This is a genomic window from Streptomyces sp. NPDC002851 (genome assembly GCF_053591935.1).
The window spans coordinates 107,413-130,740 of the sequence record NZ_JBSFUT010000001.1 but is presented as its reverse complement, the minus strand read 5'-3'; the positions used below and the strand labels follow the sequence as shown (position 1 = coordinate 130,740).

12 protein-coding genes and 1 pseudogene are annotated in these 23,328 nt (G+C 71.0%); 3 read left to right on the top strand and 10 right to left on the bottom strand.

Annotated features, from left to right (window positions below; genetic code table 11):
* Positions 1-28: 28 nt before the first annotated feature.
* On the bottom strand, positions 29-1,618 hold the full coding sequence (gene guaA / locus ACWD10_RS00660) for a glutamine-hydrolyzing GMP synthase (RefSeq protein ID WP_451085434.1): 1,590 nt from the start codon (positions 1,616-1,618) through the stop codon (positions 29-31).
* A gap of 355 nt (positions 1,619-1,973) precedes the next feature.
* On the opposite strand from guaA, the gene ACWD10_RS00655 reads away from it, so the two are divergent.
* Positions 1,974-2,327: a chorismate mutase gene (locus ACWD10_RS00655; protein ID WP_451085432.1), complete on the top strand. Its 354-nt coding sequence runs from the start codon at positions 1,974-1,976 to the stop codon at positions 2,325-2,327.
* Positions 2,328-2,970: 643 nt separating this feature from the next.
* On the opposite strand, the gene ACWD10_RS00650 is transcribed toward ACWD10_RS00655, so the two are convergent.
* The 7 genes and pseudogenes from ACWD10_RS00650 to ACWD10_RS00620 form a co-directional block, all read right to left on the bottom strand.
* Positions 2,971-4,812: a GMC oxidoreductase gene (locus ACWD10_RS00650; protein ID WP_451085430.1), complete on the bottom strand. Its 1,842-nt coding sequence runs from the start codon at positions 4,810-4,812 to the stop codon at positions 2,971-2,973.
* A 60-nt stretch (positions 4,813-4,872) separates the two neighbouring features.
* Positions 4,873-6,513, bottom strand: a complete 1,641-nt coding sequence (locus ACWD10_RS00645; protein WP_451085428.1) for a succinic semialdehyde dehydrogenase — start codon at positions 6,511-6,513, stop codon at positions 4,873-4,875.
* Between the two features lie 298 nt (positions 6,514-6,811).
* Complete coding sequence (locus ACWD10_RS00640) at positions 6,812-8,596, bottom strand: serine/threonine-protein kinase (RefSeq protein ID WP_451085426.1); 1,785 nt, start codon at positions 8,594-8,596, stop codon at positions 6,812-6,814.
* A gap of 489 nt (positions 8,597-9,085) precedes the next feature.
* Positions 9,086-10,004 (bottom strand): annotated as a pseudogene (locus tag ACWD10_RS00635) (serine/threonine-protein kinase); the annotation flags it as partial.
* 115 nt (positions 10,005-10,119) lie between these two features.
* Positions 10,120-11,571 carry a serine/threonine-protein kinase gene (locus tag ACWD10_RS00630; protein WP_451085865.1) on the bottom strand — a complete coding sequence of 484 codons (1,452 nt, stop codon included), beginning with the start codon at positions 11,569-11,571 and terminating at the stop codon, positions 10,120-10,122.
* Positions 11,572-12,114: 543 nt separating this feature from the next.
* Positions 12,115-14,832 (bottom strand): protein kinase, encoded by a 2,718-nt coding sequence (locus ACWD10_RS00625; protein ID WP_451085424.1) that lies wholly within the window; start codon positions 14,830-14,832, stop codon positions 12,115-12,117.
* A gap of 151 nt (positions 14,833-14,983) precedes the next feature.
* A complete protein-coding gene (locus ACWD10_RS00620) occupies positions 14,984-17,026 on the bottom strand; it encodes a serine/threonine-protein kinase (protein ID WP_451085422.1) in 2,043 nt (680 codons plus the stop codon).
* A 114-nt stretch (positions 17,027-17,140) separates the two neighbouring features.
* Between ACWD10_RS00620 and ACWD10_RS00615 the strand changes: the two genes are divergently transcribed.
* The gene (locus ACWD10_RS00615; RefSeq protein WP_451085420.1) at positions 17,141-18,775 is read left to right on the top strand and encodes a serine hydrolase domain-containing protein; all 1,635 of its coding nucleotides are present in this window, start codon (positions 17,141-17,143) and stop codon (positions 18,773-18,775) included.
* A gap of 57 nt (positions 18,776-18,832) precedes the next feature.
* Here the strand turns inward: ACWD10_RS00615 and ACWD10_RS00610 are convergent, their stop codons facing one another.
* Positions 18,833-20,539 carry a glycerol-3-phosphate dehydrogenase/oxidase gene (locus ACWD10_RS00610; RefSeq protein WP_451085418.1) on the bottom strand — a complete coding sequence of 569 codons (1,707 nt, stop codon included), beginning with the start codon at positions 20,537-20,539 and terminating at the stop codon, positions 18,833-18,835.
* A 222-nt stretch (positions 20,540-20,761) separates the two neighbouring features.
* On the opposite strand from ACWD10_RS00610, the gene ACWD10_RS00605 reads away from it, so the two are divergent.
* Positions 20,762-22,021 carry a nucleotide sugar dehydrogenase gene (locus ACWD10_RS00605; protein ID WP_451085416.1) on the top strand — a complete coding sequence of 420 codons (1,260 nt, stop codon included), beginning with the start codon at positions 20,762-20,764 and terminating at the stop codon, positions 22,019-22,021.
* A 101-nt stretch (positions 22,022-22,122) separates the two neighbouring features.
* Here ACWD10_RS00605 and ACWD10_RS00600 read toward each other — a convergent pair whose 3' ends face one another.
* Positions 22,123-23,247 carry a GuaB3 family IMP dehydrogenase-related protein gene (locus tag ACWD10_RS00600; protein WP_451085414.1) on the bottom strand — a complete coding sequence of 375 codons (1,125 nt, stop codon included), beginning with the start codon at positions 23,245-23,247 and terminating at the stop codon, positions 22,123-22,125.
* Positions 23,248-23,328 lie beyond the last annotated feature (81 nt).

Below are 23,328 nucleotides of genomic sequence, written 5' to 3'. Positions count from 1 at the left end.
TCTCCAGAGACTCAGCAGCAGGAGCTGATCACTCCCACTCGATCGTCCCCGGCGGCTTGCTCGTCACGTCGAGCACCACGCGGTTGACCTCGGCGACCTCGTTGGTGATCCGGGTCGAGATGCGGGCGAGCACCTCGTACGGCATCCGCGTCCAGTCGGCCGTCATGGCGTCCTCGGACGAGACCGGGCGCAGCACGATCGGGTGGCCGTAGGTCCGCCCGTCGCCCTGGACGCCGACCGAGCGGACGTCGGCGAGCAGCACCACCGGGCACTGCCAGATGTCCCGGTCGAGGCCGGCCGCGGTGAGCTCCTCGCGGGCGATCGCGTCGGCCTCGCGGAGCAGGTCGAGGCGGTCCTTGGTGACCTCGCCGACGATCCGGATGCCGAGGCCGGGGCCCGGGAAGGGCTGGCGGTGAACGATCTCCTCCGGCAGGCCGAGCTCGGAGCCGACCATGCGCACCTCGTCCTTGAAGAGCTTGCGCAGCGGCTCGATGAGCCGGAACTCGAGGTCCTCGGGCAGGCCGCCCACGTTGTGGTGGGACTTGATGTTGGCGGTGCCGGTGCCGCCACCGGACTCGACCACATCGGGGTAGAGGGTGCCCTGCACCAGGAACTCGACGGGCTCGTCGGTGTGCGAGGCCTCGGCGACGATCTCGGCCTGGGCCTGCTCGAAGACCCGGATGAACTCCCGGCCGATGATCTTCCGCTTCTCCTCGGGGTCGGAGACCCCGGCCAGCGCCTTCAGGAAGCGCTCCTGCGCGTCCACGACCTTCAGCTGCACGCCGGTGGCCGCGACGAAGTCCTTCTCGACCTGCTCGGTCTCACCCTTGCGCATCAGACCGTGGTCGACGTACACGCAGGTCAGCTGGTCACCGATGGCCTTCTGGACCAGCGCGGCGGCCACCGCGGAGTCGACGCCGCCGGAGAGGCCGCAGATGGCGCGCCGCGAGCCGACCTGCTCGCGGATCGCGGTGACCTGCTCCTCGATGACGTTGCCCATGGTCCAGCTCGGCGTCAGGCCCGCGCCGCGGTACAGGAAGTGCTCGAGGACCTGCTGGCCGTGCGTGGAGTGCATCACCTCGGGGTGGTACTGCACGCCGTACAGCTTCTTCTCGTCGTTCTCGAAGGCCGCGACCGGGACGACGTCCGTGGACGCCGTGACCGTGAAGCCCTCGGGAGCGGCGCTACAGGCGTCGCCGTGCGACATCCACACGGACTGCTCGTCCGGGGTGCCCTCGAAGAGCGTCGAGGAGGTCTTCGATACGTGCAGCGGGGTACGGCCGTACTCGCGGGCGCCGGTGTTGTCGACGGTGCCGCCGAGCGTGGTGGCCATCAGCTGGAAGCCGTAGCACATGCCGAAGACCGGCACCCCGGCCTCGAAGAGCGACCGGTCGAGGCTGGGCGCGCCCTCGGCGTACACGGACGAGGGGCCGCCGGACAGGATGATGGCCGCGGGGTTCTTGGCGAGCATCTCGGCGACCGGCATGGTGCTGGGCACGATCTCGCTGTAGACCCGGGCCTCACGTACGCGGCGGGCGATGAGCTGGGCGTACTGCGCACCGAAGTCGACGACCAGAACGGTGTCGGGCGCGGTGGCAGCGGGAGAGGCTGAGGGCACGGGCGCGGCCTTCCGGCGTGGAACAAGGGGTTGTGTTTGTCAATTCTAACGGGGCCGGGAAGTGCCTTTTCGTCGCACTGTCCGAGGCCTGCGTCTCACCATCCGAACCGCTCCAGGTCCGGGATTGACCGTGCACGCGCGCGTGGGGGCATACTGTCCGCGTGACCAAGCACCTCGGCTTCCTCTTTACCTATGGCAACCGGCCCGCCGGCTGCCATGGTCGAGCTGCTTGAGTACCTGACAAGCGACTTCCCAGGCGCCCCGGGCCGACAAGGCCCGGGGCGCCTGTCGCTTTCCACCCGGGTCCTGCCGCTCCGGGGCACCGCCCACCACTACGGCGAGGAGCCCCGACACCATGACCGTCACCACCGACAACACCGTCACCACCGCCGCCATCAACCCCACCACCGCCACGGCCACGGCCACGGCCACGGCCACCGAGAAGACCGGCGCCCGTACCCCCGAGGCCGCCGGGATGATCACCGACGCGCGGGAACGCATCGACGCGCTCGACGACCGGATCATTGGCCTGGTCCAGGAACGGATGGCCGTCTCGGCCGTGATCCAGGAGTCCCGTATCTCGTCCGGCGGCCGCCGCGTGAACCTCTCCCGCGAGATGGAGATCCTCGCCCACTACCGGGACGCCCTCGGCAAGCCCGGCACCTCCCTCGCCATGACGCTGCTCGAGCTGTGCCGCGGCCGCGTCTGAGGAGCTCCACTCGCCCACAGCACCACAGCCTTTCGCCGCGGGGCGTATCTGAGTTCGGACGCGCTCTCACCCGTACGGCGCGTGACCGGCCCGCCGAGGGCTTCGTTGGTCCCGGTGTCCGTGCCAGCCAGGGGCGGGCCCGAAAGAACCACGCGTGGCTCCGCTGGAGCGATGAGACGTCCGGATCGTGCCGTACGTCGTGGGACCTCGCTCCAGAGTGTGATCGGTCGGCAGGGGACAGCAGCCCGGTCACCTGGGAAAGATTGGTCGGCTCCGGGGACGCCCGGAGCCGGCCGACGGCCCTTCGCAACCGCGGCCAGAACTAGCCGAAACGGTTGCGCAGGCCGCGACTCATCCAGCACGATGCTCAGTAGCCCGACCGCACTTCCCGCAGTGCACAACTGCATTGCCATTGGTCGAGACCATTGGCGCGCCCCCTGCGCGCCGGTGCCGACCGGGCACCCCGAACCAGCGGCGCACTCCCCCCGGCGCCGCCCTGCGGCACCGACGCTGCCCTGACGTCGGTGCTACGGCAAAGGGCCTCGCGGATCACCCTCCGCGAGGCCCTTCGCTGTACCCGAGACCGCGACGCTGGACCCAAGACCGCGGCTCTCTACCCGAGACCGCAGCAACGCGTGTGCTCTCAGGCCTTCTTCGGCGGCACCGCGGGCATCCCCAGGAACGGCAGCCGCAGCGCCCCGAACGCGTCCGCGGGCACCGCGGGCGACTTGGGCTCCACGGCCGCGACCCGCTCGTAGGCCGCGCCCGGCGCGGGGCGCGGGTCGCTCTCGCCCTTGTTGGGCCACAGCGACATCGCCCGCTCCGCCTGCGCGGTGATCGTCAGGGACGGGTTGACCCCGAGGTTGGCGGTGACCGCGGCGCCATCGACCACCGAGATCCCCGGGTGCCCGTACAACCGGTGGTACGGGTCGATGACGCCGGTCTCCGCGGAGTCGCCGATCGGGCAGCCGCCCAGGAAGTGCGCGGTCAGCGGGGTGCCGATCAGCTCGCCGACGTTGGACCCGGCGAAACCGTTGATCTCCTCGGCGAGCAGCGAGGCGGCCTCGGTGGCCTCCTTGATCTGGTTCGGGTTGGGCGCGCCATGGCCCTGGCGGGCCGTCAACAGGCCCTTGCCCAGGCCCTTTTCCTTCCGGTACGTGGTCAGCGAGTTGTCCAGGGACTGCATCACCAGGCCGATGATGGTCCGCTCCGACCAGCGCCGGTTGGAGAGCGAGCGGAGCGTGAGCCACGGGTGGCGGGCGCAGTTGCCGAGCCAGCCGAGCACCCGGTGGGTGCTGTACGGGACTTGGAGGACCGTCAGGCCGCCCATGGAGTTGGAGCCCTTGCCATAGCGGACCGGCTCGATGTGGGTGTTCTCGTTCGGGTGGATCGAGGACGTGATCGCCACGCCCTTGGTGAAGTCGACCTTGGCGGCGCCATGGCGCTTGCGGTAGCGCCGGTTGTCGGTCTGCGCGCCCACCAGGGCCTCGGAGTTCGTACGCGTCAATTCGCCCAACCGGCCGGAGAGATGCGGCAACAGGCCCGCGTCCTTCATCCGGTGCAGGAGGGTCTGAGTGCCGTACGTACCGGCGGCGATCACGACGCGGCGAGCCCGGAAGGTCCGGCCCTTGCCCTTGCGCTTGCCGTCCGTGGGCAGCGTGCCGATGGCGAAGCCTCCGCGCGAGTCCTCCGTGAGGGTGACCACCGAGGTCATCGGGTGGACGACCGCGCCCGCCTTCTCGGCGAGATAGAGGTAATTCTCGTTGAGGGTGTTCTTGGCGCCGTGGCGGCAGCCCGTCATGCACTCGCCGCACTCCGTGCACGCCTTGCGCGCCGGGCCCGCGCCGCCGAAGTACGGGTCGGGGACCTCTTGGCCTCCCGGCCCGGACTTCGCCTTCGCCTCGCCCCCGGCGTCCTCGCCGTCGCCGAAGAACACGCCGACCGGCGCCATGTGGAAGGAGTCGCCCACGCCCATGGCCTGCGCGGTCGCCTTCAGATGGACGTCCGAGGGGGTCATCGTCGGGTTGAGCCGTACGCCGAGCATCCGCTGCGCCTGGTCGTAGTACGGCTTCAACTCCTCCTGCCAGTCGGTGATGTGCCGCCACTGCGGGTCGTCGAAGAACGGCTTCGGCGGTACGTAGAGCGTGTTCGCATAGTTCAGGGAGCCGCCGCCGACCCCGGCGCCCGCGAGCACCATCACATTGCCGAGCAGATGGATCCGCTGGATGCCGTAGAGGCCGAGGGCCGGGGCCCAGAGGTAGTTCTTCAGGTCCCAGGAGTTCTTCGGCAGCGTCTCGCGCGTGAATCGCCGCCCGGCCTCCAGGACCCCGACACGGTAGCCCTTCTCCGTCAGGCGCAGCGCGGAGACGGAGCCGCCGAATCCGGAGCCGACGACGATGACGTCATAGTCGTATGCCGGGACGGCCAGCTCGGCGACCCGGCCGTCCCGGCCCTCCTGTTTCTGGGCAGACTCGTCCTGGGACACCGGTACCTCCATAGAAACGTGCAGGTCAACGACGTACGAGCAAAACGGGAGCGCCCGGCGTCAGCGCAGCCGGAACGCCTTCATCGCGCGCAGGCTGCGAGTCATGAACGCCGCGTAACTCGCGTCGTCCATGCCGAAGGACGGCGCCATCGGCATGATCCGCTGGTGCGCCACCGTCTGCGCCTCGGTGTACTTGAGGATGCCTTCGGAGCCGTGCCGACGGCCGAGACCGGAGTCCTTCATGCCGCCCATCGGGGACTGGACGCTGCCGTACGCGGGCGCGTAGCCCTCGTTGACGTTCACGGTGCCGGTGCGCAGCCGGGCGGCGACGGCGCGGCCGCGGCGGCCGTCCCTCGTCCAGACCGAGGAATTCAGGCCGTACGACGTGGCGTTGGCACGCTCGATCACCTCGTCCTCGTCCCTGAAGCGGTAGATCGAGACGACCGGGCCGAAGGTCTCCTCGGCACACACCGCCATCGGCGTCTCGACGCCGTCGAGGATGGTCGGCTCGAAGAAGTACGGGCCGAGGTCGGGCCGGGCCTTGCCGCCCGCGACGACCCTGGCGCCCTTGGCGACGGCCTCCTCGACATGCCGCTGGACGGTCTCCAGCTGCCGCTCCCCGACCAGCGAGCCCATATCGGCGCCGTACGCGAGTGCCGTACCGAGCCGCATCGCCTTCGTACGCGTGGCGAACCGGCGCACGAACTCGTCCGCGATGGACTCGTGGACGTACAACCGCTCGATGGAGATGCAGAGTTGACCGGCGGACGAGAAGCAGGCGCGCACCGCGCCCGCCGCCGCCTTCTCGATGTCGGCGTCCTCGAGGACCAGCATGGCGTTCTTGCCGCCGAGTTCGAGCGAGACGCCGACGAGGCGGGCGGCGGCGCCCTGCGCGACCTCGCGGCCGGTGCGGGTCGAGCCGGTGAAGGAGACGTAGTCGGCGTGCTTGACCAACTCCGGGCCCACGACCGGGCCTTCACCGAGCACCACCTGGAAGACCTCGGCCGGAAGGCCCGCTTCGATCAGCAGGTCACGGGCCCACAGGGCGGTCAGGCAGGTCTCCGTATCGGGCTTCATGACGACCGCGTTGCCGGAGACGAAGGCGGGCAGGGCATCGCCGACGGAGAGTTCGAGCGGGTAGTTCCAGGGCGCGATCTGGCCGACGACCCCGCGCGGCACCCGGTTCTCGGTGACCTTGGTGAGGGTCGGTACGGCGCCGGTGTGCCGCTTGGAGCGCAGATAGGCGCGGGCCTTGCGGCCGTAGTGGCGGGCCGCGACGGCGACGGCCTGCACCTCCTCGTGGGCGTGCAGGCGGGCCTTGCCGGTCTCCAGCTGGATCAGGTCGAGAACCTCGGCCTGGCGCTGAAGGACCAGGTCGTGGAAGCGGAGCAGCACGGCCGCCCGCTTGCGTACGGGGGTGGCGGCCCAGACCTGCTGCGCGGCGCGGGCCTGCTCGAAGGCGAGCGCGACATCGTCCGGCGTGGACTCGGGCAGGTCCGCCAACTTCTCGCCGGTGAACGGCGTGTGGTTGGCGGTACGGCCCGAACCGACGACATCGCGGGTGAGCTGAGCGATCAGCTCGGGCGTGACCACATCGGCGGCGGTACGGGCGCCGTCGGGGGCCGGAGCCACGGGGTTGGTGCCCGCCGCGGCTGCGGTGTCGTTGGTTTCCGGGGCGGTGGGGGCCTGCGAGTCCGTCATGGAGGGGAGCGTACGGCCCGGCATTCCGTTTGGGTACCCGTCGGTAACGAGCTTTCACGGAGTACGCACATCGCGCCAGTGATCGCTGGCAGCAAAGGCGCTGATCAGGGGCTGCTTCCCCTGCTGCGCTGCCCTTCCGCCAGTTTGCAGCGGCTGATCACTTTGACGTCGGCGTCCGGCGGCCGGAGCCCTTAGCCGGTCGGCTCGCCACCGGTCCCCCGTGCTCATCGGCCATGGCCCCATCCTTGCCCGGCCGGACCGGGAGGATCAATCAACTTCCCCGCCAACTTCCCCGCCTTCAGGGCTTGTTGATCTTCAGATCGGCCACGACCGCCTGGGCGACCACGCGGCCGCGCTCGGTGAAGTCGCCCTTGCCCGGGTAGTCGATCGAGAGCGTGTACATATCGCCGGACTTGGTGCGGTAGTAGAGGAAGCGGACCTCGCGGGGCAGCGGCTGGTCGGTGGAGAAGTCATTGGTGTACGCGACGACGTTCTCCCCGGCCTTCTTCTCCTGCCACATGACCTCCTTCGGGTTGCCCTTGGGTGCGGGCTCGTCCGCCATGTTCTCCGGGTAGCGCGCCGAGCCCTCTTCCATCTCCTTCCACTCGGCGTGCGCCTGCCCGGCCGCCGAGGGCGCGATCTCGTCGCTCGTGTCGTCGGCCTTCCGGTCGACGTCGAGGTGGACCACGATCGCGCCGCTGGGGTCGGCGAAGGTCGCGGTGGTGCCGTCGTCGTTGACGTCCGCCTTCTGCCGCACGTACGCGGCGGGCACCGAGAGGGTGGCGTCGACCTTCCCGCCGAGCGGGTGCGCCTTCCAGCCCTCGGCCTCGGCCGTCGTACCGGCAAACGGGTCCGCGATGACCAGGCCCGCCGCCACCGCTACCGCCACCACGGCCGCGCCGATGCCGATCAGGCCCTTGCGGCTGATCGTGACGCCGCCCTTGACGCCCGTGCCGGTGCCGACCGGCGTGACCGCCCGGGTCGGGGCGGGCGGCCGCACCGCCTCTTCCAGGAGCTGGCGGACCTGGGGGGCGGACGGGCGGTGGTTCGGGTCCTTGTTCAGGAGCCGGTTGATCGCGTCGGCCAGCGGGCCCCGCGCCGCGGCCGGTGCCGCCGGGGTGGCGTTGAGCACGGACTGCAACGTCGCGGGCGTGTTGTTGCGGCGGAACGGCGAGACGCCCTCCGTCGCCGCGTAAAGGACCACGCCGAGCGACCACAGATCGGACGCCGGTCCGGGACGCTGCCCGATGACCCGCTCCGGCGCGATGAACTCCGGCGAGCCGACGAAGCTGCCGGTGTCCGTCAGATTGGTCTCACCCTCGATCTGGGCGATGCCGAAGTCCGTGAGTACGACCCGGTCGTGCCGCCCCAGCATCACGTTGTCCGGCTTCACATCGCGGTGCAGGATGCCCGACTGGTGCGCGGCCTCCAGGGCGCCCAGGACCTCGAGACCGATCCGCGCGGCCTCGCGGCCGGCGAGCGTGCCCTCCTGAAGTACGTCGCCGAGGGAACGTCCCTGCACGAACTCCATGACGATCCACGGCTGCCCGTCCTCGACCGCGACGTCATGGACGTTCACCACCGCCGGGTGGTCCAGCCTGGCCGCGGCACGCGCCTCGCGGCGCATCCGCTCGAAGGCGTTGGCCCGCTCACGCTCCGGCAGATGATCCGGAACCCGCGGCTCCTTGACGGCGACCTCACGGTCCACGGTCTCGTCCTTGGCCCGCCAGACCGTGCCCATCCCGCCGTGGCCGAGCTTGGCGAGGAGGCGGTAGCGGCCCGCGATGAGCCGTCCGGTGCCCGGGGCGGGGTGGGCCTGCTCCCGAGGGGCGGCCTGAGTGGGTACGGCGTGGACCTCGGGCGGTGGCTGCGGGGCGGCGGGCGGTTGCGGGGGCGTGGATGGCTGCTGCGGCGGGTACGGCTGGTGCTGCGTCGGCTGCTGCGCGTACGGATTCCCACCGTACTGGCCGGAAGCGACCTGACCGCCCTGCGCAGGGGGCGCAGGGGGCTGTGGCTGCGGTGGCTGGAGCCCGTAGCTGGTCGGGTCGTTCGGGCCGTAGGGCGTTCCCCCGTTGTCGCTCATGTCCTCATGCTTATCGCGCCCGCATGCGATTCAGCCACCCGGGTCCGGTGGCAGTTTCCGACCCGTGACCGAGGGAGCCGGGCATCGGGCGGAATCCGGCGAGATCAGTAGGAAACAGTAGAGATCAGCAGTAAACAGTGATGAAAAGTCGGGAATACTAGAAAGCATTAGGAACTAGCAGGAATCAGGGAGTTCAGGGCATTTGTCGGGGTTCGGTGCCGGGGCGGTTCCCCGTCGCGCCCGTCCGCGTCGCCCGTGCCACGCGACGTGCCGCCCGCGACAGCCACCCCGTCCACCCTCGCCGCCCCTTGCGCTCTTTGCACCCTTTCCGCCCTTTGCGCTCTTTCCGCCGCGCCCGCGGCTCCCGGCGCTCTCGCGGCTCCTGGGTGTACCGCGAGCTCATGTACTGGGACGGTGCATGACCTCCCGTTCCGGAAGGCCCGGTCCGGCGCGGCCCTCCGTACGGCACGACCCCGGTCTCGACGTACGACCGAAGGACCCGTTCCGCCTCGGCCGCGTCGATCCTGCGCTCCGGGTCGCGCGCGAGCAGCCCCCGTACGACGGGCATCAGCGGCCCCACCGCGGCCGGCGGGCGTACGTCCTCCATCACCACGGCGTGCAGGACGCCGCCCAACGAGTCGCGCCGGAAGGGTGATTCACCGGTCAGCGCCGCGCACAGGAGCACCCCGAGCGACCACAGGTCCGACTCCGGACCGGCGGGGCCGCCGGACATCCGCTCCGGCGCGGTGTACTCGGGCGAGCCCACGAACGAACCGTTCTCCGTGAGTGTCGAGGCCCCGGAGACCTGCGCTATGCCGAAGTCGGTGAGCACCACGCGGTCGGTGCCGTCCTCGAGCAGGACGTTGCCGGGCTTGAGGTCACGGTGCAGGACGCCCGCCGCGTGCGCGGCGCGCAGCGCGCCGAGCAGGGCGAGACAGAGCCGGGCGGCCGCGTCGGCGGTGAGCGGGCCGTGTGTCGCGAGCCGGTCCGCGAGCGAGCCGCCCTCGATCAACTCCATGACGATGTAGGGGTGTTCGTCGTGCTCCACGACGTCGTGCACGACGATCACATGTGGGTGTCGGATCTGTGCGATCGTGCGTGCCTCGCGCAGCATCCGGTCGCGCTGCTGCCAGGTGTCGCGGTCGGCGGCCGATCCGGCAGCTCCGGCAGCTCCGGCAGCTCCGGCGGAGAGATACGGGGCTGACGACCCGGACCCGTCGGCCCAGTCACCGGCTCCGTCGGCCCAGTCACCCGCCCCGTCGTCGAGGCTGAGTTCCTTCACCGCCACCTGGCGGCCGAGCAGCAGGTCCCTGGCCCGCCAGACGACGCTCATGCCACCGCGTCCGAGCCGGTCCTCCAACCGGTAACGCTCCGCAATCAGGCGGCTGTTGCCCCGCTCGCTCGCCATACCCTCATCATGACGCACACCCGTGCGGAGACGCCCCATGCGTTCCGGCCGGGGAGCGGGTCCGGAAGCGGCCCGGAATGGCCGAGAGTCGGCGGAAGTGACCGGGATCCGGACATCACTTGGGCTGCCAGCTCCGCAGCACCGTCTCGAACTGCTCCCGGGTCCTGTCCCAGTCCTCGACCGGCCCCGACATGTAGATGGCGTATTCCGTGCCGTCCTCGGCGAAGTACATCTGGTCGATCGCCCGCCGCTTCCCCTGGTTGGCGCCCCGGGTCTCGGTCCAGGTGAACTCCCAGATCGCGCCCGGCCGGTCCCGGTAGGTGCTCGACCTCAGCTTGATCCGCTCGTACGTCGGGATCCGGCCCATGCCCTGCTGCTCCATGTCGAGGGCGTGCATATACGAGTTCTCGAAGTCCGGGCTCTCGTTCACGCCGATCCGGATCAAGTGCCGCCCGTTGTCCGGGGTGTAGTCGATCTGGCCGCTCTCGGTCTGCCGCTTCCAGCCGGGCGGCAGGAGCAGGCTGAAACCCCCCTCGTCGTCCGTCACCCGCACCCAGTCCTCGGGCAACGCCCCCGCGGTCTCCTCCCGTTGGCTTGTGCTCGGGCTCGGGCCGGGGCCCGGGTCGTTCCCACCCCGGTCGGCGTATGCGAGGACCCCGAGGGCGGCGCCCCCGCCGACCACCGCGGCCGCCACGACCACCGCGAGCATCGTCCGCCAACTCCGCCTGCGCGCGGGGGTCGACCCGCGTAGCTCGGCGAGCTGCTCCGCGGGGACCCGCTGCGTCGGCACATACGCCTGCGCGGCCTGCGGACGGCGGCCCTCCGTCACCTCGCCGAGCATGTGCTCGAGCTCCTCGGCCGACGGCCGATGGTCCGGGTCCTTGCGCAGGAGCGCGGTGATGACGGGCGCGAGCGGCCCCGCGTGCTCGGGCTCGCCCGGCTCGTCGGTGACCACGGCCTGCATGGTGTTCAGCGGCGACGTACGGCGGAACGGCGAGTACCCCTCGACCGCCGCGTACAGCGAGACCCCCAGCGCCCACAGGTCGGCGGCGGGCCCGGGGTCGGCGCCGCGCACCCGCTCGGGCGCCAGATAGTCCAGGGAGCCGACGAGTTCGCCGGTACGCGTGACCGACGAGTCACCCTCGATCGCGGCGATCCCGAAGTCCGTGAGCAGCACCCGGCCGTCGCGCGCGAGCAGGATGTTGGCCGGTTTGACGTCCCGGTGCAGCACGCCCGCGGCGTGCGCGGCGCGCAGGGCGCGAAGCACCCAGATGCCGATACGTGCGGCCTCGCGGGGCTCCATCCGCTCGTCCTGGCCCACGGCGTCGGCGAGGGAACGGCCGTCGACCAGCTCCATCACGATCCAGGGCCGGTCGTCGAACTCGAAGACGTCGTGCACGGTCACCACCGCGGAGTGGTTGATCCGCGCCGCCGCGCGCGCCTCCTTCTGCGTACGGGCGAGCAGCACCGCGCGCTCGGCCTCCGTCACGTACAGCGCCGCGGTCAACTCCTTGACCGCCACGGCCCGGTGCAGCACTTCGTCGTGCGCGCGCCACACCTTGCCCATGCCGCCACGGCCCAGGCACTCGCCGAGCCGGTACCGCCCGGCCAGCAGGGCGTCCTGACCCAGCTCTTGCCCGAACTCAGGGCCCGGTTCCCGCCCGAGCTGCTGCACCTGCTCTTGTACCTGCTCCTGCACTTGCTCTTGCACCTGCTCTTGCCCCGGTTCCCGCCGGGGGTCCTGCACCGGCTCCGGCCACGAGGTGCTGTCCGGCGTGCGATCCGGCGTCTGGGCGGGCGTTTGGGCAGGGGTCGGGGCGGGCCTTTGGGCAGGCGTCCGATCCGCCGTCCGGCCATGCGCCTTGCCCGGGATGTGGGCAGGCGTATGGCCCGGTGCCCGGCCCGGCTCTTCGCCCGGTGCCCGGCCCGGTATCCGCGCCTTGCCCTCGCTGTGGTCCACGTTGCCCCGCGTTCCGCCGGCCGCCCTTGGTGAGGACGGGCCCGTCTTGGTCAGGCCAGAGTAGGTAATCGGCCACGGCCGCCGGAACCCGGGACCGTCAGTTCCCGGCCCTGGAGGCGCATTTCCGTGCGTCGGAAGGGGCGGTAGTCGTTACTTTTCCGGACGGTACGTCGCCGACGCCTGCTCATAGAGCCGCGTCACCTCGTCCCGGTCGGACTCGGGCCCCTTGACCATGACGACGTGGTACCGCCCGTCGATCAGCATCGCGAGATTCCGTACGAACACGTCGTCCCCCTTGGCGTCCTGCCAGGTGAACTGGCCCTCGGCCATCACGCGCCCGCCCACGTTGATCTCACGCAGGCCCGAAGAGCTCGCCCAGGACGACTCCCGGAACGGCTGCAACTCCCGCTCGTGCTCCCGCTGATACCGCAACGGATCGCTGCCGTACGCCTTCGCACTGTCCCGGCCCGGCACGACGACCAGCGCGAAGTCACCCCGGGAATACGTCACTTGCCCGCGCCCGTTCTTGCCCGCACGGTCCCAGCCGGAGGCCACCGCGACCTGGAACCCCTCGGGGTCCTTGCGCAGCGCGAAGCCCTTGGGCAGGTCGGGCGCGGTGGCCTGCGGGTCGGGCTGTTGCGACCCGGACCCCGAGCCCTGAGTGGCTCCGGCGCCATCGGTACCCCCCGACTCGCCCGACGGCTTCGGCCCGTCGTCACCGCCGTCGGGCGCGCTGCCGCCATCCGGCTCGGCGGGCGCCGAACTGGCCGCCCCCGCCCCGCCGGAGGACCCACCGTCGCCCTGACCGCCCTCCCCCGCCTTCGGCATGAACACCATGGCGTACGCGACGGCCGCGACGAGCCCGAGCAGGATCAGCACGAGCAGCGTCCGACCGAGCCTGTGCGACCCACGCTGCTTCGGCGGCCGCAACTGGCGGGGCGTACGCGGTTCGCGCAGCGCGCGCGGGGGCTTCTGGAGCTTCGGCGGCTTCGGTGACTTCTGGGGCCTTGGTGACTTCGGCGGCTTCGGGGACTTCGATGACTTCGGTGACTTCTCGCGGTGCCGGTCCGTGTCTCGGTAACGGTCCGTGTCGCGGTGCCGGTCCGTGAGGGCACTGGCGGCCTGCCCGGCCTCCAGGTCGCGCTTGTGCCGACCTCGTGCGCCGCCGCCCCGCGCCGCCTTCGCCGCCTTCGCCGCCCGGCGCCTGCGGACGAGCTCACCACGACGGCGTACGACGGGCAGTCTGCTGGCGTCGAAATCGGGCACCGACACCACATTCGCCCCGGCCTCGGGCTCCGGCGCCGACCGCACGAGCGAACGCAGCCACCCGCGCAACTCCTCGAAGTCCGGCCGATCGGTGGGATCTTGGCGGAGCAGCGACTCCACCACGGGGCGGAGCGGCCCGCACTCCTCGGCGAAGGCGGGCGGCTCGGCGCACACCATCTGCACCAGCTCGTACGTGCTCTCCTCCGGGTACGGCGCATGGCCCTGCACCGCGCGGAACAACAGCGCCCCGAGCGCCCACAGATCGGTGGCGGGCCCCACGGGCGCGGCCAGCTGCCAGTTCTGATGCACAGGCCCGGCCTGCTCCGGCGACCACCGCTCGGTGACGGCCCCTACGACGGTCATCCGCGCCTGCCGCGCCCGCTCGGCGTCCAGGGGCGTCATGGCCTTTTTGCCCAGGGGGCCTGGGGGTGGGGACTGGGGGGACTGGGGGTGGGGGTGGACCGGGGCTTCGGACTGGGGCTGGGGCTGGGGCTGGGACTGGGACTGGGGCTGGGACTGGGGCTGGGACTGGGACTGGGGCTGGGACTGGGGCTGGGACTGGGACTGGGACTGGGACTGGGCAACCAACTCGTCCCAGTGGGTTGGGGTATTCGGGGTTTCGGCGACCCCGTACGGGTCGGCTATTCGCCCGGGAGGCCCTTCCTGCGCACCCGCGTCACGCCCGTCACCGCCATGCTCCCCGCCGCGCGCATCCGTACCCTTCCTTGGCCCGGGCACCCCGGCACCATGCTCACCACCGCGCTCCTCGGCAAGCCGCACCGCAGCAGCGGCCCGCGTACCCGCCTGATACGCCGCGATCGCCCCGGCCCGCGCCGCACGCGCATCACCGGGACCAGATCGGGGACCAGAACCAGGACCTCCAGGGCCAGAACCAGAACCAGAACCAGGACCAGGAGATCCATCAGGAGCCGAATCAGGCCCCTCACCAAGAGACTCATCTCCAAGAGACCCAGCAGGCTCCGGCACCGGGTCGTACCCGCACAGCGCCTCCTCCGCCGCCCCCGCCGCCAGGCCCGTGAGCATCACGCGCCCGTCGTCGCAGACGAGGACCGTACGCGTGGTGATGTTCCGGTGCACCCAGCCGTGGGCGTGCAGCGCGCGCAGCGCGGTCAGTACGTCCGAGGCCACCTCGGCCGCCCGGTACGGCGACAGCGGCCGCTCCGCGATCAGCGCGGCCAGCGGCAGCGCCGCCACGACCTCGCTGACGACCCACAGCGAACCGTCCTCCGCGAACACGTCGAAGACCTGGTCCAGGCGCGGATGATCCGGAATCTGCGCGGCCGCCTGCGCGGCCTCGATCGCACGGCGCACCGCGGGATCCGTGGGCCTCCGCGTAGTCCGCCCGGCCGTCGCGTACGCGGACGCCGACCCCGGCCCCGGCCTCCTCGACCCCGAAGCCGTAGCACCGTCGTCATCGAGCACCTCCGCCTCGACGACCTCGGGCAACGGCACCTGCCTGACCAGGACTTCCTGCCCGCTGTACGTATCGAAGGCCCGGGTCTCGGTGAACTCGTACGCGTCGGACGGCGGCAGCGGCAGGCGGTAACGGTCAGCGAGTACGCGACCCGCATAGTCGTCCACGTCGCCTCCCCGTCAACGCGCGTCCCTCAAGTGCACCAAGTCCGGTCATTTACCGGCACGTTGCGGCTGCGTATGCTCCGCGAGCCTCACGATACGTGGCCGCGCCGAGCTCCGCCGCCGGGTCCCGGCAGCCGGACCTCGCCCCTCGGGCTCACCTCTTGGGCTGGAACGTCTTGAATGCCGTCTCCCGCAGCGCGGTGCACTCCTTGCCGTCCCACTCGCTCGCCTCGCAGCTGATCATGATCGAGTAGCCCCGGCTGGCGTCCACCTTGAAGCCCCGGTTGAGCACCCGTACCCGCTGACCACTCTGATCACGCTCGAATTCCCAGTCGGCGACCGTCGGATAGCCCCGGTAGTCGACCATGTCGATGCGTATCTGCTTGTAGTTGTTACTCGCCGGGCCGACGATCTTGGCGAGCGACCGCCAGGCGGACGCCGCGTCGTCCCCGGGGCTGCTGTTGAAGTCGACCTGCACCCGCGGGAATCCACCGTCGGCGCTGTATATGGCCCCGGAGTTCTGCCCCGCCGTACCCGTACGGCGGAACTGCTTGGGCATCGCCATGGCGAAGTGGAACTGCCGGTCGGACATCCGCTCATAGCCCTCGGGCAGCCCGTCACCGTCCGACCCCTTGCCGCCGTCGCCACTCCCCTGCCCGTCGCCCGACGGATCGCCCTGATCCCCGCCCTGATCCTCACCCTGACCCGGGCCCTCTTCCTTCCCGGAATCCTTCCCGGAGCCCTTCCCGGGATCGTTCTCGGGCTCCTGACCGGCGCCGTCACCGCCCGCGCCCCCGGCAGCGGCCTGATCGCTCGTGCCGCCACCCTTGCTGTCCTGCGCGTCGCCACCACTGAAGGCAACAGCGAACACCGTGCCGAGCACGACCAGAACCACCACAGCCACAGCGATCAACAACGCCCGCCGCGGCACCACATCAGTAACCGAGGCCCGCCGAGAAACCCCAGCTCCACCCCCGGCCCCAGCACCAGACCCAGCTCCGGACCTGACCCCGGCCCCGGCCCCGGCCCCCGAAGCAACACCGACACCGTCGCCGTCGTCTCGGTCGCTGTCGCCGACGGCCGCCCCCGAACCCGAATCGCCCCCGGCCGCCGCCACAGCAGCAGCCTCGGGACCAGCCTTCGCAGCATCCTCGTCAGCCGTACCGGCACCCGCCCCGGCCACCGCCCTGCGCACCGAACGCAACGCCCCTCGCAGCCGCTCCGCGGCCGCCTCGCCACGCCGCGCGCCGCCCTGCGGAGCGTCCGGTGCCTCCGCCAACGGCACGACCCTGGTCGCGTCCCGTGCCTCGACAACAGCCCCGGACTCGACCTCCTCCGGCTCCGGCGCATGGATCACATCGTTCAACAGCGCCCGCGCGCCCGCGTCGTCGAGCCGCTGTTCCGGGTCCTTCTCCAGCAGGCCGTATATGACCTTCTCGAGCCGCCCGGCGTTCCGCGGCGGCTCCAGCGGCTCGGTCATCACCGCGGTGAGCGTCGCGATCGCCGAACCCTTGTCGTACGGCGGTATGCCCTCCACCGCCGCATACAGCAGGCCCCCGAGGGACCAGAGGTCGGCCGCGGGCCCCGGCTTGTGGCCGCGCGCCCGCTCGGGCGAGATGTACGAGGGCGCGCCGACGAGCATGCCGGTCGAGGTGATGGACGGGTCACCCTCGACCTGCGCGATCCCGAAGTCGGTCAGGACCACACGCCCGTCATCAGCGGAAATCAAGACATTCGACGGCTTCACGTCACGGTGCAGGATGCCTTCACGGTGCGCGGCGCGCAGCACATCGAGAACGGCGAGCCCCACCTCGGCGGCCCGCTTCGGCGGCAGATACCCGTCCTGACGGACCACTTCGGCCAGCGACCTGCCCTCGATGAGCTCCATCACGATCCACGGCCGGTCGTCCTCGTCGACCACGTCGTAGACGGTGACCGCCCCGTTGTTCCGGATCCTCGCGATCGCCTTGGCCTCACGCAACGTACGCGTGATCAGCCGACGCTTCTCGTCGTCGTCGATGCTCGAGGGGAACCGCAGCTCCTTGACCGCGACCGTGCGGCCGAGCGTCTCGTCCACCGCACGCCAGACCGTGCCCATGCCCCCACGGCCGAGCACCTCTCCCAGCCGGTAGCGACCGGCGAGGAGGCGTGCTCCCTCGTCCCTACGGGCCTCCCTCGGCTGCTCAGCCTCCGACATGCGTCCCCTCTGCAATCAACCCGCCCCGGCAGAGCCTTCATTGTCTCTCATCCCCGGGGTGGGGGAAGGTCCGGGTCCGGGCGATGATGGCCCCGCGAGCAACAGGGAGCAGCCATGACCGACCCCAAACCTCCACATAGCCACCACATACCGCCCACCCCAACATCACCCCGACCCCACGCCCCGGACACCACCACACCACACCCCCTCCGCACCACCCCCGGGCCTCCAACCCCCCACACCCACACACCAACCCCCCTGACACCCCCAGCCACCCCTCACACGCACACCCGCACACACTCGAGCACCCACACCCGCACGCGGCCCCAAACCCTCACAACCACCGCGGCCCTCCCCCTGGCCCTACCCCTGGCCCTGACCCTGACCCTGGCCGCCACCCTCACCACCGACACCCCCACCCCACCTCCGCCCACCCCGTCCCCCACCACAAACACCGCCACCAACGCCCCCGAACACCCCAACTCCCGGCACTCCAAAGCCCTGACAACCCTGGTCACCCACACCAGAACCCCAGCCGGCGCCGCCCTCTCCCAACACGGCACCCGAACCCACTACGTCACAGCACGAACCCCCACACACCCCCTCAACCCCACCAGTCCCCCCAACTCCCCCGGATCCCCCTCCTCCCCCGCCTCCCCTAACTCGCCCGGATTCCGGCCCTCCCCCGCCTCCTCCACTTCCCCTAACTCGCCCGGCTTCCCCTCCTCCCCCACCTCCCGCAGCAATCCCCCCACCCACGAGCGCCCCACCCACCACCGCCCCATCCAGCGCCAGGACCACTTCCGCGCAGGCAGCATCACGAAGACCTTCACGGCCGTCCTGACCCTGCAACTCGCCGCCGAACACCGCTTGGACCTGGACGACACCGTTGAGCAGCACCTGCCCGGCCTCATCCGCGGCCACGGCAACGACGGCCGCAAGATCACCCTGCGCCAGCTCCTCGCCCACACCAGCGGCCTGCCGTCCTACACAGCCACCCTGGGTATCCCCGGCGCCCCCGGTACCGCCGGTACCTCCAGCGCCCCCAGCGCCCCCAGCGCCCCCAGCGCCCCCAGCGCCCCCAGCGCCCCCAGCGCCCGAACGACCAACCTCGACGACCGCACCTTCACCCCCACATCTCTGATCCGCCGTGCCCTCGAACACCCTCCCCTCTTCGCCCCCGGAACCGACTGGACGTACTCCAACACCAACTACACGCTGCTCGGCCTGGTCATCGAGCAGGTCACCGGCCGCAGCTACGCCGAGCAGGCGCAGCGCCGCATCATCACCCCCCTGAAACTCACCGGCACTTCATTCCCCGGCACCCGCCGCACGCTGCCCACCCCGCACGGCCGCGGCTACTCGGGCTCCCCGGCCACCCCCACCGACGCCACCGAGCTCAACCCCTCGGCCGCGGGTGCCGCGGGCGAGGTCATCAGCACGCTCGACGACCTCAACCGCCTCTACGCCACCCTGCTCTCCGGCGAACTGCTGCCCCGTCCACAGCTCGCGGAGATGCGTGACCTATCGGCTTCACACGGGCGGTACGGCCTGGGCCTGATGCCCACCGAGTTGTCCTGCACGACGGTGTGGGGCCACAACGGCCGCATCCCTGGCTCCTACGCCGAGTCCGCCACCACCCCCAACGGCCGCCACACGTTCACGTACCACCTGAACGCCGACTGGCCCCAGGCCCCCCGCCTCACCAGAGCACTCCTGGAAGAGGAGTTCTGCGACAACGACAACTGAACCGCCGACGCCCCGAAGAGACCGCGCCCCGCCCTCGGCCCGGCCCCAGCCCCCGGCCTACAACGGCACGATGTCCGGCGCCCCGAGCCGCGCCGCGTCCGCCGTCAGGTCGTCCGGCTGTCGCTGGGACTCGCGCTCGGCCTCCACCCGCTTCTCGTAGTGCTCCACCTCCCTCTCCACTTGGCTCTCGTCCCAGCCCAGCACCCCCGCCATGAGCTGGGCGCACTCCCGCGCACTGCGCGTTCCCCGGTCGAAGGTCTCGATGGAGATCCGCGTGCGCCGCGTCAGCACGTCGTCCAGGTGCCGCGCCCCCTCGTGCGAGGCGGCGTAGACGATCTCGGCGCGCAGATAGTCGTCCGCGGCCTGCAGCGGCGCGCCCAGCGTGGGATCGTCCGCGATCAGGTCGAGCAGTTCCTCCGTCAGTGAGCCGTACCGGTTCAACAGATGCTCCACGCGCACCACATGGAGCCCGGTGTTGGCCGCGATCCGGGCCCGCGCGTTCCACAGCGCCTTGTACCCCTCGGCGCCGATCAGCGGAATGTCCTCGGTGACGCAGTCGGCGACCCGCTGGTCGAGACCGTGCACCGCCTCGTCCACGGCGTCCTTGGCCATCACCCGGTATGTCGTGTACTTGCCGCCCGCGATCACCACGAGCCCCGGCACCGGATGCGCGACGGTGTGCTCCCGCGAGAGCTTGCTGGTGGCGTCCGACTCCCCGGCGAGCAGCGGCCTCAGGCCCGCGTACACGCCCTGCACGTCGTCCCGGGTCAGCGGCACCGAGAGCACCGAGTTCACATGCTCGAGGAGATAGTCGATGTCGGCACTGGACGCGGCCGGATGCGCCTTGTCCAGGTCCCAGTCGGTATCCGTGGTGCCCACGATCCAGTGCCGCCCCCATGGGATGACGAACAGCACGGACTTCTCCGTACGCAGGATCAGACCCGTCGTCGAGCTGATCCGGTCCTTCGGTACGACCAAGTGGATCCCCTTGGACGCGCGCACATGGAACTGCCCGCGCGAGCCGACCATCGCCTGGGTGTCGTCCGTCCACACCCCGGTCGCGTTGACGATCTGCTTCGCCCTGACCTCGTACTCCCCACCCCCTTCCACGTCCTGCACCCGCGCGCCGACGACCCGCTCGCCCTCCCGCAGGAATCCGGTGACCCGCGCGCGGTTGGCGGCCTTCGCGCCGTACGACACCGCGGTGCGCACCAGTGTGGCGACATAGCGGGCGTCGTCCATCTGGGCGTCGTAGTACTGCATGGCGCCCACCAGCGCGTCCCTTTTCAGGCACGGCGCGACGCGCAGCGCATGACGTCGGGTCAGATGACGGTGCATGGGCAGCCCACGCCCGTGCCCCTTGGACATCGACATGGCGTCGTAGAGCGCGACGCCCGACCCCGCGTACAGCCGCTCCCAGCCCTGGTGCTGGAGCGGATAGAGGAACGGCACCGGCTTCACGAGATGCGGTGCGATCCGCTCGAGGAGCAGCCCACGCTCCTTCAGCGCCTCCCGCACCAGCGCGAAGTCGAGCATCTCCAGATAGCGGAGACCGCCGTGGATCAGCTTGCTCGAGCGGCTTGACGTGCCGGAGGCCCAGTCCCGCGCCTCCACGATCCCGGTGGACAGGCCGCGCGTGACGGCGTCGAGCGCGGTGCCGGCGCCGACCACGCCCGCACCCACCACCAGCACGTCCAATTCCCGCTCGGCCATGGCCGCGAGCGCCTCGGCCCGCTCGGCCGGTCCCAGTGTCGCTGTCCTCACCGCTGCCTCCCGTCGCCCCCGTGTGGTCGGGCTCACAACGTCGATTCTGTCTGCACTCTCCGACTTCAGCCACCGGCTGTGGACAACACTCCGGGGTCCAGGACTCCGCAATGCCGCATATCGGTCATATTTACTCCTAACCTGACATTGCGCTGGTCCGGTTTGTCCACAGGGCTTGCGTATTCCTCCCGCTCCGGCTACTGGGAAGGACGGCCCACCGCCATGCCCGCAGATCTCGCCGTCGTCGGTCTCGGCCACCTCGGCCTGCCCCTCGCCCAGGCCGCCGTCGCCGCCGGCATCGACACCGTCGCCTACGACCCGCGGCTCACCACCGGTCTCTCGGCCGGCCGACTGCCCGCGGACGAGGGCTCGCTCACCGCCGCCGACCTGCGCCGGATGCTCTCGGGGGGCTTCCGGCCGGTCACGGACCCGCGCGAACTCGGCCGTGTCCGCACCGCCGTCATCTGCGCCCCCACCCCGCTGGGCACCGACGGTGCCCCGGACCTGACCCAAGTGACGGAAGCCGCCCACGCCCTGGCCGCCCGGCTCCGCCCGCACACCACGGTCATCCTGGAGTCACCCGCGTACCCGGGAACCACGGAGGAATTCCTCCGCCCGATCCTGGAGGACGGCTCCGGCCTCCGCGCGGGCCGCGACTTCCACCTCGCCTACTCCCCCGGCCGAGTCGACGCGGGCAACCGCACCCACGGCTACGCCAACACCCCCAAGGTCATCGGCGGCCTCACCCCCGCCTGCACCGAATCGGCCGCCGCCTTCTTCGGCCGCCTCACCGACAAGGTGGTCCGCGCCCGCGGCCCCCGCGAGGCCGAGACCGTCCAGCTCCTGGAGACCAACTACCGGCACGTCAACATCGCCCTGGTCAACGAAATGGCCGTCCTCTGCCACGACTTGGGCGTCGACCTGTGGGACGTCATCCGCTGCGCCGAGACCAAGCCGTTCGGCTTCCACGCCTTCCGCCCGGGCCCCGGCGTCGGCGGCCACGGCATCCCGCTCGACCCCAGCTGCCTGCCACACCGCAGCCGCACCCCCGGCCACCCCCTGCGGATGGTCGGCCTCGCCCAAGAGGTCAACCAGCGCATGCCGCAGTACGTCATCCAGCGCGCCGCCACCCTCCTCAACGAACACGGCAAATCGGCCCGCGGCGCGCGCGTGCTGCTCCTCGGCGTCACGTACAAGCCGGACCTCGCCGACCAACAGGGCGCCCCCGCCCGCGAGATCGCCACCCGCCTGATGGACCTGGGCGCCGCCATCAGCTACCACGACCCCTACGTCCCGCACTGGAACGTCCTGGGCCGCCCCGTCCCCCGCGCCGACTCCCTCTACGAGGCCGCGGCCGACGCCGACCTGACGATCCTGCTCCAGCCACACTGCACGTACGACCTCCAAGGGCTCACGGTGAAGGCCCAGTTGCTCCTCGACACCCGCGGAGCCACACCCGTGGGCGCCGCCCACCGCCTGTAGCCGAAAACCCGCTCTACAGAAGAAGGGCCGTACCGCGGTGCGCGCGGTACGGCCCTTCTTCTGTAGATGCGTCGTCCGTACGTGTCCCGTACGGCTACGAATCAGCGACGGTGCTGCGAGTCCGCCACCGTCACCTCGACCCGCTGGAACTCCTTGAGCTCGCTGTACCCGGTCGTCGCCATCGAACGGCGCAACGCGCCGAAGAAGTTCATCGACCCGTCGGGCGAGTGCGAGGGACCGGCGAGGATCTCCTCGGTGGTGCCGACCGTGCCCAGGTCCACCTTCTTGCCGCGCGGCACGTCCTCGTGCACGGCCTCCATGCCCCAGTGGTGCCCCTTGCCGGGCGCGTCCGTGGCACGAGCCAGCGGCGAACCCATCATCACCGCGTCCGCGCCACAGGCGACGGCCTTCGGCAGATCACCGGACCAGCCCACGCCACCGTCCGCGATGACGTGCACATACCGGCCGCCGGACTCGTCCAGGTAGTCCCGCCGCGCCGCGGCCACATCGGCGACCGCCGTGGCCATCGGCACCTGAATGCCCAGGACATTGCGCGTGGTGTGCGCGGCGCCACCGCCGAAGCCGACGAGCACACCCGCGGCACCCGTACGCATCAGGTGCAGCGCGGCGGTGTACGTGGCGCAGCCGCCCACGATCACCGGCACGTCGAGCTCGTAGATGAACTGCTTGAGGTTCAGCGGCTCGGCGGCACCCGACACGTGCTCGGCGGAGACCGTCGTACCGCGGATCACGAAGATGTCGACGCCCGCGTCCACCACGGCCTTGGAGAACTGCGCCGTGCGCTGCGGCGAGAGCGCGGCGGCGGTGATCACACCGGAGTCGCGCACCTCCTTGATGCGCTGCCCGATCAGCTCTTCCTTGATCGGCGCGGCGTAGATCTCCTGAAGGCGGCGGGTCGCGTGCTCCGGGTCCAGCTCGGCGATCTCGTCGAGCAGCGGCTGCGGGTCCTCGTACCGGGTCCACAGGCCCTCGAGGTTGAGCACGCCGAGGCCGCCCAGCTCACCGATGCGGATCGCGGTCTGCGGCGAGACCACCGAGTCCATGGGGGCCGCGAGAAAAGGCAGCTCGAAGCGGTAGGCGTCGATCTGCCAGGCGATCGAGACCTCCTTCGGGTCCCGCGTACGCCGGCTCGGCACGATGGCGATGTCGTCGAACGCGTACGCCCTGCGGCCGCGCTTGCCGCGCCCGATCTCGATCTCAGTCACGTTGTGGGCCTTTCCACTCTCCGGTCTGCGTCTTCCAGTATCCCCGACGCATACGTATCCCCGACGCACGCCAAGGCCCGC

What these genes read in the sequence shown, in the direction of transcription:
- ACWD10_RS00655 (WP_451085432.1), top strand. Translation starts at nt 1,974, where the DNA reads ATGACCGTCACCACCGACAACACCGTCACCACCGCCGCCATCAACCCC.
- ACWD10_RS00645 (WP_451085428.1), bottom strand. Translation starts at nt 6,513, where the DNA reads ATGACGGACTCGCAGGCCCCCACCGCCCCGGAAACCAACGACACCGCA.
- ACWD10_RS00640 (WP_451085426.1), bottom strand. Translation starts at nt 8,596, where the DNA reads ATGAGCGACAACGGGGGAACGCCCTACGGCCCGAACGACCCGACCAGC.
- ACWD10_RS00630 (WP_451085865.1), bottom strand. Translation starts at nt 11,571, where the DNA reads ATGGGCAAGGTGTGGCGCGCGCACGACGAAGTGCTGCACCGGGCCGTG.
- ACWD10_RS00620 (WP_451085422.1), bottom strand. Translation starts at nt 17,026, where the DNA reads ATGTCGGAGGCTGAGCAGCCGAGGGAGGCCCGTAGGGACGAGGGAGCA.
- ACWD10_RS00615 (WP_451085420.1), top strand. Translation starts at nt 17,141, where the DNA reads ATGACCGACCCCAAACCTCCACATAGCCACCACATACCGCCCACCCCA.
- ACWD10_RS00605 (WP_451085416.1), top strand. Translation starts at nt 20,762, where the DNA reads ATGCCCGCAGATCTCGCCGTCGTCGGTCTCGGCCACCTCGGCCTGCCC.